Here is a 10,433-nt window from a genome sequence, read left to right as displayed (position 1 = left end):
GTACGCGCACAGGGCCCGGACTCCATGGGAGTCCGGGCCCTGTCGCATGGGGCGGGGGCTACTCCTCGGCGGCCAGGGTCAGCCCGGCCAGCTTCACCGAGGCGAGCACCGTCGCGGCGACGGTGACCACCAGCAGCAGCGGTACGGCCGCCCCGAGCGAGACGTCGGCGCTGATCGCGTTCTGCCCCGCGACCGCCTCGCCCACCGCGCGGCCCCACTGCTGGACGCTCAGCGTCCGGGCGCCCTCGACGAAGTTGCCGACCGTCGACTCCCAGATCAGCGCGTACGCCAGCCCGGCCACCACCGCGTGCCGGGTGACCACGCCGAGCAGCAGGAACAGCGCGCTGTACGTGGCCCCGGCGACCAGCACCGCCACCGCGTAGCCGAGGGCCACGCCGTCCTGGGTGCCGACCAGCAGCAGCCCGGCCAGCAGCGTCGGGACGACCGAGAACAGCCAGGTGACGCCGATCGCGACGGCCAGCTTGGTGGTGACGATCCGCCACCGGGGCAGCGGCTTGGCCAGCAGGTAGACGATCGAGCCGTCGTCGATCTCGGTGGCGATCACCCCGGTGCCGACCACCAGCCCGAGGATCGGGACCAGGGTGCCGAGGCCGAGGGTGCCGAGCACCCGGCCGGTCATCTCGTGCGCGTCGGCGCCGGACGCGCTCGCGAGGGCCGCGACGACCAGCAGCAGGACGGGAGCCACCAGCAACAGCAGACCGCGGCGGCGGCCCAGCAGACCGCGCAGGGTCAGCCTGGCGACGGTGGGGTTCATGGTCGGTCGGCCCCTTCCTGGGCAACAACGGTCCTGGTGACGACGGCCGGGGTGACGGTCCTCGCGATGGCGGTCCGGGTGGTGGCCGGCCGGGTGGCGACGGTCCGGGTGGTGGCCGTCCGGGTGGCGGCGCTCACGCGGAGACCAGGTAGGAGAAGACGCTCTCCAGCGATTCGTCCGCCGGGGAGACGGTGTACAGCCGGATGCCGGCCTCCCGGGCGACCCTGGGCAGCAGCGTGGTGAAGCCCTGGAAGTTCACCGCCTCGATCCGCAGCGCCCGCTCCCGCTCGTCCACCTCGATGCCGGTGGTCGAGCCGTCGGCGATCAGCGCGGCGGCGAGCCGGCGGTCGTCGTCGGAGCGGACCAGGTAGCGGTGCGGGCGGTCGGTCATCAGTCGGCGGATCCTGCGGAAGTCTCCCGAGGCCGCGTGCCGTCCGGCCACCACCACCTCGATGTGCCGGGCCAGCTGCTCGACCTCCTCCAGGATGTGGGAGGAGAACAGCACCGTGCGGCCGTCCGCGCCGAAGCGGCGCAGCAGGTCCATCAGCTGGAGCCGCTGGCGCGGGTCCATGCCGTTGAAGGGCTCGTCGAGCAGCAGCACGGACGGGTCGTGGACCAGCGCCGAGGCCATCTTGACCCGCTGCTTCATGCCCTTGGAGTAGGTGCCGGTGCGGCGGTCCTTGGCGTACGCCATCTCCACCAGGTCCAGCGCCCGGCGGGCGGCGGCGCCCGGCTGGGGCAGGCCGTGCAGTTCGGCGTTGGCGAGGACGAACTCCCAGCCGGTCAGGTAGTCGTACATCGACTCCCGCTCGGGCACCAGGCCGATCTGCCGGTACACCTGCTGGTTGCGCCAGATCGGCGCGCCGTCCAGGGTGACGGAGCCGCTGGAGGGGGCCAGGAAGCCGCTCATCATGTGGATGAGGGTGGACTTGCCCGCGCCGTTCGGCCCGAGCAGACCGGTGATGCCGGGGCCGATGTCCATGGTGATGTCGTTGACCGCGACCACGTTCCCGAACCAGCGGGAGACCTTGTCGATGCTGATGGTGGCCATGCGGCCCTCTCCTCTCGGATACTGCGGTTCGATCAGACCCGGCGGTAGCGGCGCAGCAGCAGCCGGTACGAGCCGGCCACCATGGCCGCCGCGACGAGCGCGAACACCAGCACCCCGAGGCCGCCCGGCGCGTGCCGGCGGTCCAGCCCTCCGCCGAGCCCGAACAGCTCGTTGACCAGGGACTCCACCAGGTCGGTGGGCGAGATCAGCGACGTCCACTGCGCGGTGTCGGAGCCGGCCGTACCGGGGTTGCTCATCCCGACCGCGGCGGCCCCCAGCGCGGCGCTGACCGTCAGGTAGCCCATGATGGCGGCCACCCCGAAGCCCCGCCGCGGGGTGGCGGCCGCGATCACCACGGCCACCGAGGTGGGCACCAGGGCGTACAGCACGGCCGCGGTCAGGCCGTACAGGACGTGTCCGGTGTTGTGCGCGAAGTCCATCCCGCCGAGCAGCGCGCCGACGTACAGCACCAGCAGCGGGGCCGCCATCAGCAGCAGCTGGGCGCAGACCATGGCGCCGAACTTGGCCCGCACGTAGTCGGCGCGGGTGATCGGGCGGGAGAAGTAGAGCGGGACGGTCTGGTGGCGCAGGTCCCGGGAGAACAGCACCGGCGCCTGGGAGGCGAGGAAGACCGAGACCACCAGGCTGAGCATGGAGAGGTAGCCCGTGTAGTCGACCGGCAGCTCGGGCCGCTTCATCACCACCGAGATCGCCACCGTGATCAGCGCGGGCACGGTGACCGCGCCCAGCACCAGCATCGGCAGCACCTTGGACTTGCCGGAGCGGCCGAGCCCGTACGCGGCGCGCAGGCTCTGGGTGAAGAGCGCGCGGGTGGCGTAGGAGCGGCCGAGCCGGGGGCCGGTGTAGCCGCGGTAGCCGATGTCGTGGATGACGCCGGTGTCGGCGGACCTGCTCTCAGGAGGCAGCGGCATCGTTCGTCCCTCCCTTGCCCTGCTCGGTCTGCTCGGTCTGCTCGGTCTGCTCGGTGCCCCGGGCGTCCTGCTCCCGGGACTCGGTGAAGAGCTCGGCGACCCGGTGCCGACGCTGCTCCAACCGGACCAGGCCGAGGCCCAGTTCGGCGACGGTGTCGCGGATGGTGTCGTACGTCGACTCGTCGGCCAGCCGGACCAGCAGCTGGTGCGAGCCCTCGGGCTGGACGGAGAGTCCGGCCGCGGCGAGCCGCTCGCGCAGCGCCGGGCCCGGTTCCCCGGCGTGGTCGTCCGGGAAGTCGCCGACCTCGACGGCGAGGACGGCCGTGGCCTCGGTGAAGGAGGCGGTGGAGGAGGAGCGCAGCAGCTTGCCGCCGTCGATCACGACCAGGTGGTCGCAGGTGCGCTCCAGCTCGCCGAGCAGATGGGTGGTGACCAGCACCGAGATGCCGAAGTCGGTGTGCACCCGGCGGATCAGCCCCAGCATCTCGTCCCGGCCGGCCGGGTCGAGGCCGTTGGTCGGCTCGTCCAGCAGCACCAGTTGCGGGTCGTGCACCAGCGCCTGGGCGAGCTTGACCCGCTGCTTCATCCCGGTCGAGTAGCCGCCCATCGGGCGGTACCGCTCCTCGTACAGGCCGACGTGCCGCAGGGTGTCGGCGGTGCGCTCACGGGCGGCGGTGGCGGGCAGGCCCGCCATCCTGGCCATGTGCACCACGAACTCGGTCGCGGAGACGTCCGGCGGCAGGCAGTCGTGCTCGGGCATGTAGCCGACCCCGGCGCGGATCTCGGAGCCCTGGGTGGCGATGTCCAGGCCGAGGACCTCGCCCCGGCCGGAGGTCGCCGGGGCGAGCCCGAGCAGGATCTTGATCAGGGTGGACTTGCCCGCGCCATTGGCCCCGACCAGACCGACCACGCCCGGCCGCACCTCGACGGTGAGCTGGTCGAGCGCGGTGACACGGGGAAACCTCTTGGTGAGGCCGTCCGTCTTGATGACAGCTGTGGACACGTTCACCAACGTAACGGCCTTCTGCCGTACGGGTCATGAGCTGGAATGACGAGGCCCTCTGCTGCTGCGGGATGACGTCCGGCCCCCGTACCCCTAGGGGTTCGGCATACCCGGAGGCCCCTGTACCCTTTGTCGAAATCTTGACGTCTTTGACGGATTCTTTGCCGACGGGGGTGCCGGAACAGCGGGCCGGCACGGAGGGGAAGCGATCGACATGACTGATCGGGCGACGGCGTTCGACCGGATGATGAACCCATGGGCCTACGACGCGGACGGCAACCTGACCGACCGCGCCCGCGCCCAGGAGACGGCCCGCACCCGGATCAACTCCGCCTCGGCGCCGGCCGGTGGAGGCGGTGGCGGAGGCGGCTTCAGCGCCGACCCCGACGCGCTCGCCACCGCGGGGAACAACTCCGACCAGATACACGCCCGCCTCAACACCGACGGCCGGGCCGCCGACGAGGCCACCGCCAAGGTCTCCACCTCGCTCGCCGGCTGGAGCACCGGCCAGGCCGCGCAGGGCGCCACCACCACGTGGGACCAGTGCGTCGCCGCCCTCGGTGCCACCATCGGCCAGACCACCCAGGCGCTGCGCGCCACCGCCACCAACTACCAGCGCAACGAGTCGGCCAACCAGGCCGGCTTCACCGGCTGAGGGGGCTCCGGACATGGTCGACTTCCACGAGCTCAGCACCGCCGACTTCGGCGTCCTGGACTCCGCCTCCACCGCCTGGACCGACGTGGCCGTGAAGCTCCGGTCGCTGGACAACGACTGGGACAGCACGGTGATGGCCAAGGTCAACTCCGCCTGCTGGAGCGGCCCTTCGGCCGACCAGGCGCGGCCCGGCCTCCAGCGCACCAACGAGCAGCTGACCGCCGCCGTCACCGAGGCGAACGCCTTCGCCTCGATATTCAAGGAGGCCTCGACCGACTTCAGGGCGGCCAAGGCCAAGCTGGACAAGTCGGTCGCGGACGCTCGGACGGCCGGGCTGACCGTCACCGACACCGGCACCGTGAGCTGGCCCCCGGCCGACAACGCCACCCGGCACGACTACGAAGCCCTGCGGGAGTACCAGAAGGAGTGGGCCGCCAAGGCGGAGGCCGCCCGCAAGGCGATCGACGCCGTCGTCGCCGAGGCCACCGCCGCCGACGAGCGGATCGCCTACGCGCTGCGCGCCGACAGCACGACCGACCAGGCGAAGTCCTTCAACGGCAAGGCCATCGGCGGCGGCCCCGAGGCGGACGGCAAGCGCGCCGCCCAGCTCGCGGCCAAGGGCGGGAACATCACCGACCCCGAACTCGTCGAGCTGAACTCGTTGCTGGCCTCGCACGGTGACGACCCGAAGTTCGCCACCAAGTTCTACCAGGACCTCGGCCCGGACGGCCTGGTCAAGACCTGGAACTCCATGGTCGGCGACCCGGCGCACCCGCGCGACGACAAGTCCGCCCGCTGGAAGGGCTACGAGCAGCTCCAGAAGAACCTCGGGCTCACCCTGGCCACCGCCACCCGCACCACCAACGAGCCGCACCTGTCCGACGAGTGGAACGCCGCCTTCCGCAAGGCCGGCTCCCAGCCGGTCTGGGACAAGCCGTACCGGGCCTCCGGACTGGACTACGTGCCGTACGGCTACCAGGTGCTCTCCGGCATCCTGATGAACGGCGACTACGACGCCCACTTCCTCAACCCGATCGCCGAGCACGTCACCCAGCTCGACACCAAGGACCGGTACTGGCCGGCCCCGATGCCCGGCTCCCCGATCCAGGGCTTCAACCTGACCGGGGGCGCCGAGGCGGGCGCCGGCTTCCGCCCCACCACGGCGATCCTGGACGCGCTCGGGCACAGCCCGGAGGCGGCCACCAAGTTCTTCACGGAGAAGCCGACCGCGTACAACGAGGACGGCACGGTCGACCAGGGCGGCAAGCCCAAGCCCGCCGACTACCTCAACTACTACTCCCACGACAAGGACTGGGTCCCGGACACCAGCGCGCGGGACCCCAAGGTGTGGGACGCGAGCAGGCAGGCCGGTCCGGCCGCCCTCGGCCGCGCCCTGGAGGCCGCCACCACCGGCCACCCGGGCGACGAGCCGGGCCCCGTGCCGGCCACCAAGCACACCCCCGAACAGGCCGACCTGATGAAGCGGGTCGTGGACACCTTCGGCCGGAGCGACGGCAACGGGGTACTGGAGGACATCAAGGGCGACGGGAAGCTCGCCCCGTTGCGGGCGAACCTCGGGCACATGACCGCCGAGTACATCGGGGACGTACAGAGCTCGCTCTCCGCCACCCACGAGTTGCCGGTCAACGGTTCCCCGGCCCGCCTCGACAAGTCCAGCGTGGGCGGCCTGCTGGACGCGCTCGGACGGGATCCGGAGACCTACGGCGCGGTGGTCAACGCCAACCAGGCGTACACCACCGCTCTCGTTCGCGGCCACCTGGACGCCGGACAGACCGACTTCGCCCGGCTCAACGTCGACATCAACAACGCCGCCCACGCCGGCGGAATCGCCGCCGGCATCCTCAACGAGGCCAGGGTCGACGAGGTGCACTACCAGCACGCCAAGTCCGACAAGGAATTCAACGACGCGCTGGAGAAGAACGTCGGCTACGGCAAGGACGCCTTCAACAGCATCATCGGCACGGTGACCGAGAAGATACCGGTCGGCGGAGAGATAGCCGGCCAGATCGTCGACTCGATCGCCGAGAGCGTGATCGAGGCCAACAAGCAGGACACCACCGCAGCCGGCAACCAGACGGCACGCGACGGCAATGCCAGTGCCCAGAACCAGGCGGTGGGGAGCGTCAAGCAGGCCATCGAGGACGCCGCCCGCGCCTCCGGTCTCAGTGACGCGGACAGGCTGCGCCTCGAAGAGAGCGCCGGGATCAGCGTGATCAACGGGTACACCGCCGGGGTTGTCAACAACCACGTCGGCCACGCGCCGGGCAACGCATGAGCGGGTACGGAGGACGCCGGGCGCTGTCCGCCGCCGTGGCCGTGGCCGTCGTGGCCGCCGGAGCGGTCGGCTACCTGGACTGGCGGGGCCACCGGCCGATCGGGTCGGCCGGCCGGGAGCCCTATCTCTGCACGCTGCCCACCGGTGGCGACACCCCGCTCGGACGGCTGCTGCCGCCCGGCGGGCAGGACGTGGAGGAGAGGTCGAGGAGCCGTCCCTCCGATCCCGTGTCCTGCGCGGTCCGCGTGGACGGGCGCACCGCGATCACCGTCTCCGCCACCTTCCACGACGGCGGGCCCGCCCTCTCCCCCGAGGCGGCCAAGCACCCGGATGCCCGCAGTTTCAGCGCGGGCAAGGTGGCCGCCTCCTGGCCCGGCGGCGCAACCGTCTCCGACTACTGCTACGGCGGCCCCGCCGGTCACGTCCAGCTGGTCGTCGCCGCCGGTGAGGCGGCCCGGGGCGGCCCGGCCGACCGGCAGCAGACGGACCTGGAGAAGATCGCCCAGGACCGGCTGCAGAAGAGCATGAAGGACGTCTGCCAGTGAAGCGCTTCCGACTCGTGATCGCCGGCTCGACGGCCCTGCTGCTGGGCGGCGGCCTGCTCGGCTGGCACGCGTACCTCGACCACACCGAGTACCGGCCGCCGGCCGTGGACCTCTCGCACGGGGAATGCCGGGGCACTCTCGACGCCCCGGGATTCTCCGCGTTGCTGGGGCACACCCCCAGGGTCTTCGTGGAGACCGGGTTCCGCCCCATGACGCGGGACACCGCGCCCGGCATGGACTGCCGGGTCGAAGGCCAGGGCGGGCGGGTGCTCCAGGTCATGGCGAACAGCGCCGTGTACCCCGGCACCGGCCTCGACGGTGAAGTCGCCTTCGGCTGCGCCCTGAACGGCAAGATCGAGCCCTACCGGGCCGCGCTCAGGTTCGGAAAGGTCCCCTCGGCCGACGTCCCCGACCGGGCGCACGTGACCGAGCTCCTGACCAGCTTCGCCAAGCGGGCCGCCCAGGAGCTCGGCTGTGCCGACGGCGCCGAGTCGGTCACCGAGGTGTGAGCCGCCCGGCACCTCGGCTGACTGACCGTCAGCTGTGCGGGCGCTCCCACAGGTCGGTGACCTTGCCGGAGGCGTCCATCGTCACCTTGTAGTCGCCGCCGCCCGAGCAGGGGTAGACGCCCTTGGTGGCGGCCGGATCGGCGATGCACTCGCTGACGTGCTTCGCCAGGTCGGCCGCGCCGACGTCCTTCGACGGGGCCAGCACCGAGTTCAGGTGGATCTTGACGGTCGGCGCGAACGGCGCGCTCCTGTCCGCGCCGACCGGCTCGAAGATGACGTCGTTCACGCCGCAGGCGTCCTTGGTGTCCTTGTAGACCAGGGTCGTCGCGGTGGTGCCCTTCCCCGGGATCACCCACTTCTGACCGGCGGGATCCGGATCGTGGGTGCAGAAGCCCTCCGGCTCGTCCGAGGGCCTGTCCGAGGGCTTGGCGGTCCCCGCGGGCTTGGCGGTGGGCTTGCCGGCCGGCTTTCCGGTGGGCGCGGCACCGGTCGGGGTGGCCCCCGCCGACGCGGCACCGGTCGCCGGGGCGGTGGTCGCGGCGGCCGCCCCGCTCCCCGCGCCCTGGTCCGAGGAGTTGTCCGGCCCGCAGGCCGCCAGGCCGAACGCGGCGGTGGCGGCCAGGGCCGCGACGAGAAGTCTGCTGGAGCTGGAAGAAGGCATGGCGAAGGAACCCCCCGTGGTGACGCATGATCAGATCGTTGGTGCGGCCGAAAGACTAGCGCCTCGGCCCGACACCGCCACCGCCCCCGCACGGCCGTGACGGCGCCGCCCGGAAACGGCGACGGGTGCCACCCCGGGAGGTGGCACCCGTCGGACAGCCGGGGATCAGGGACGGCCGACGGCGGTCGTCGCCGGCACGACCGGCAGTCGCAGCGGGTTCACCAGCGGGGTGCTCCCGGCCACGGACGGCGCCGGAGCGGCCGACTTGGCGGTGGCGGCGGCCTTCGCGCCGACGCCGGTGGTGTAGTAGCCGAACATGTCGAGCACCAGGTGGGTGCTGCCGACGTGGTTGAAGGTGTCCACGTAACCGTTGGCACCCACCGTGGCGTTGACCATGTTGGGGATGGTCTGGCCCGCCGAGAAGTTCAGGTTCGAGGCGTTCGGCAGCCCGGCACCGGTCGGGGCCGAGTCCGCCGGGGCGCCGTCGGGGTACACGGTGACGTAACTGTCCATGGTCGGGGCGGTGACCGTCACGTTGAGCAGCAGCGAGCCGATCCCCCACTCGCGCGGCTTGAGGCCCCAGCCCAGCATCGAGGTGCCGCCGGCCAGCGGGTGGTTGGTGGTGCGGCTGTCGTACACCCGGTCGGGGGCGCCGGTGACCAGCACGCCGTCGGTGGTCTGGCCGCTGGTGTCCGGGACGAAGTAGCCCGAGGCGTCGACCACGACGTCGACCGGCGCGAACGCCGAGCTGAAGACGTCCACCAGGCAGCCGGTGCCGAGCCGGGCGATCGCCATGTTGGAGATCGTCTGCCCCGTGGTGAAGTTGAGGCTCGACGCGTTCGGCAGCGCCTGACCGTGCGGGTAGACCGTCAGGAAGCCGACGCCCTTGGGGTCGGTGACGGTCACGTTGAGCGCGGCGGCCGTCGCGTCGTACGGGATACGGGCCTGGCTGCACAGGTTCACCGTGACCGTGCCGCGGGCCGGCACGTGGGTGGGCCGGGTGTCCAGCACGCGCTTGGGGGCGAAGCCGGTGTAGACGGCCCCGGTGGTGTCCGGGACGTAGTAGCCGGTGACGTCGGCGACCAGGTCGAGGTTGCCGAACGAGCCGTTGAGCAGCTGGACGGCGCCGCCGTCACCGAGCTGGACCGTCACCGCGTTGGGGATGGTCTGCCCCGCCGTGTGGTTCAGGTTGGAGGTGATCGGGGCGGGCTGGCCGGCCGGGTAGACGGTGACGAACCCGGCGTCCAGGGCGTTGGTCGCGGTGACGTTCATGACCACGGCGACGGCGTTGGCCGGGATGCCCGCGGTGCCGGCGACCTTGAGCGTGGTGACGCCGCGGGCCCCGAGCGTGCCGCCGTCGCGGGTGTCCAGCAGGCGCTGCGGCGCCATCGCCACGTAGGTGCCCGCGCTGCCCACCGAGATGTCCAGCGGCTTGGTCAGCGGGGTGCCGGCCGCGCCGTAGCTGTGGGTGCCGTTGGCGTCGGTGACCGCGATCTCCAGCGCGTACAGGCCGGCCTGGCAGCCCGTCGGCAGCGAGCCGTTCGGGCCCTGGGTGGTGCCGGCCCCCGCGAACGGCAGGTTCAGCGAGACGGACGTCGACAGGGTGCCGTCCGGGAACGTGGCCGAGGCCGTCGGCGCGCAGCCCTGGGCGGCCGGACCGTGCGCGGTCACCGTGACCTTGGAGATCGCGATCGCGTCGGACACCGGGAAGGACACCGGCGCGGTGCCACCGGCGGGCGACAGGCCGCTCTGGAAGGACACGTCGCCGATCGTGATGGCGTCGGCCTGCGGAGCGGGGGCGGCCGAGGCCGCCGGGGCGACGAGGCCCGCCGCGGCGAACCCGGTCACCGCCGACAGGGCGACCGCGGTGGACCGGCGCAGCCGGCGGCCTTTGGATATGTCTCTGGTCATGCCGTCCTTCATCTTGGACTCGACACACGCGGCCGGGGCATGGGAAGTCCGCGACTCCAGAACCACCCCCCGGGGAATCGCCCAGATCCTAGCGC

General features: G+C 72.0%; 11 protein-coding genes. 4 read left to right on the top strand and 7 right to left on the bottom strand.

Annotated elements, in window-relative coordinates; translation table 11 throughout:
* Positions 1 to 58: 58 nt before the first annotated feature.
* From ACFRMQ_RS31040 to ACFRMQ_RS31020, 5 genes are read right to left on the bottom strand one after another with little or no spacing between them, the layout of a single operon-like run.
* The gene (locus ACFRMQ_RS31040) at positions 59 to 775 is read right to left on the bottom strand and encodes an ABC transporter permease (protein ID WP_380734031.1); all 717 of its coding nucleotides are present in this window, start codon (positions 773 to 775) and stop codon (positions 59 to 61) included.
* The gene (locus tag ACFRMQ_RS31035) at positions 772 to 912 is read right to left on the bottom strand and encodes a hypothetical protein (protein ID WP_380734030.1); all 141 of its coding nucleotides are present in this window, start codon (positions 910 to 912) and stop codon (positions 772 to 774) included. The genes ACFRMQ_RS31040 and ACFRMQ_RS31035 overlap by 4 nt, the downstream gene beginning before the upstream one ends.
* Entirely contained in the window at positions 909 to 1,826 is a 918-nt protein-coding gene (locus tag ACFRMQ_RS31030; RefSeq protein WP_380734029.1) for an ABC transporter ATP-binding protein, read from the bottom strand. The genes ACFRMQ_RS31035 and ACFRMQ_RS31030 overlap by 4 nt, the downstream gene beginning before the upstream one ends.
* A 32-nt stretch (positions 1,827 to 1,858) precedes the next feature.
* Positions 1,859 to 2,758, bottom strand: a complete 900-nt coding sequence (locus ACFRMQ_RS31025; RefSeq protein ID WP_380734028.1) for an ABC transporter permease — start codon at positions 2,756 to 2,758, stop codon at positions 1,859 to 1,861.
* The gene (locus ACFRMQ_RS31020; protein ID WP_380734027.1) at positions 2,742 to 3,761 is read right to left on the bottom strand and encodes an ABC transporter ATP-binding protein; all 1,020 of its coding nucleotides are present in this window, start codon (positions 3,759 to 3,761) and stop codon (positions 2,742 to 2,744) included. Before ACFRMQ_RS31020 ends, ACFRMQ_RS31025 begins: the two co-directional genes overlap by 17 nt.
* Before the next feature lie 214 nt (positions 3,762 to 3,975).
* On the opposite strand from ACFRMQ_RS31020, the gene ACFRMQ_RS31015 reads away from it, so the two are divergent.
* Genes ACFRMQ_RS31015 through ACFRMQ_RS31000 form a run of 4 tightly spaced genes read left to right on the top strand, consistent with a single transcriptional unit; the run spans position 3,976 to position 7,766 of the window.
* Positions 3,976 to 4,416, top strand: coding sequence for a hypothetical protein (locus ACFRMQ_RS31015; RefSeq protein WP_380734026.1), 441 nt, complete (start codon positions 3,976 to 3,978; stop codon positions 4,414 to 4,416).
* 13 nt (positions 4,417 to 4,429) lie between these two features.
* Complete coding sequence (locus ACFRMQ_RS31010; protein WP_380734025.1) at positions 4,430 to 6,712, top strand: hypothetical protein; 2,283 nt, start codon at positions 4,430 to 4,432, stop codon at positions 6,710 to 6,712.
* On the top strand, positions 6,709 to 7,257 hold the full coding sequence (locus ACFRMQ_RS31005) for a hypothetical protein (protein ID WP_380734024.1): 549 nt from the start codon (positions 6,709 to 6,711) through the stop codon (positions 7,255 to 7,257). The genes ACFRMQ_RS31010 and ACFRMQ_RS31005 overlap by 4 nt, the downstream gene beginning before the upstream one ends.
* Complete coding sequence (locus ACFRMQ_RS31000; protein ID WP_380734023.1) at positions 7,254 to 7,766, top strand: hypothetical protein; 513 nt, start codon at positions 7,254 to 7,256, stop codon at positions 7,764 to 7,766. The genes ACFRMQ_RS31005 and ACFRMQ_RS31000 overlap by 4 nt, the downstream gene beginning before the upstream one ends.
* A gap of 28 nt (positions 7,767 to 7,794) precedes the next feature.
* Here ACFRMQ_RS31000 and ACFRMQ_RS30995 read toward each other — a convergent pair whose 3' ends face one another.
* Positions 7,795 to 8,427, bottom strand: a complete 633-nt coding sequence (locus ACFRMQ_RS30995; protein WP_380734022.1) for a hypothetical protein — start codon at positions 8,425 to 8,427, stop codon at positions 7,795 to 7,797.
* A 165-nt stretch (positions 8,428 to 8,592) separates the two neighbouring features.
* Positions 8,593 to 10,338: a hypothetical protein gene (locus tag ACFRMQ_RS30990; protein ID WP_380734021.1), complete on the bottom strand. Its 1,746-nt coding sequence runs from the start codon at positions 10,336 to 10,338 to the stop codon at positions 8,593 to 8,595.
* Between the last annotated feature and the right edge of the window lie 95 nt (positions 10,339 to 10,433).

Source organism: Kitasatospora sp. NPDC056783 (assembly GCF_042789895.1).
Taxonomy (GTDB): domain Bacteria; phylum Actinomycetota; class Actinomycetes; order Streptomycetales; family Streptomycetaceae; genus Kitasatospora.
The sequence above is the reverse complement of the archived record's forward strand: the minus strand, read 5'-3'. Positions and strand labels throughout refer to the sequence as shown.

Excerpts from the sequence above, each read along its gene's own strand:
- ACFRMQ_RS31040 (WP_380734031.1), bottom strand. The coding sequence starts at position 775 with ATGAACCCCACCGTCGCCAGGCTGACCCTGCGCGGTCTGCTGGGCCGC.
- ACFRMQ_RS31030 (WP_380734029.1), bottom strand. The coding sequence starts at position 1,826 with ATGGCCACCATCAGCATCGACAAGGTCTCCCGCTGGTTCGGGAACGTG.
- ACFRMQ_RS31025 (WP_380734028.1), bottom strand. The coding sequence starts at position 2,758 with ATGCCGCTGCCTCCTGAGAGCAGGTCCGCCGACACCGGCGTCATCCAC.
- ACFRMQ_RS31015 (WP_380734026.1), top strand. The coding sequence starts at position 3,976 with ATGACTGATCGGGCGACGGCGTTCGACCGGATGATGAACCCATGGGCC.
- ACFRMQ_RS31010 (WP_380734025.1), top strand. The coding sequence starts at position 4,430 with ATGGTCGACTTCCACGAGCTCAGCACCGCCGACTTCGGCGTCCTGGAC.
- ACFRMQ_RS31005 (WP_380734024.1), top strand. The coding sequence starts at position 6,709 with ATGAGCGGGTACGGAGGACGCCGGGCGCTGTCCGCCGCCGTGGCCGTG.
- ACFRMQ_RS30995 (WP_380734022.1), bottom strand. The coding sequence starts at position 8,427 with ATGCCTTCTTCCAGCTCCAGCAGACTTCTCGTCGCGGCCCTGGCCGCC.
- ACFRMQ_RS30990 (WP_380734021.1), bottom strand. The coding sequence starts at position 10,338 with ATGACCAGAGACATATCCAAAGGCCGCCGGCTGCGCCGGTCCACCGCG.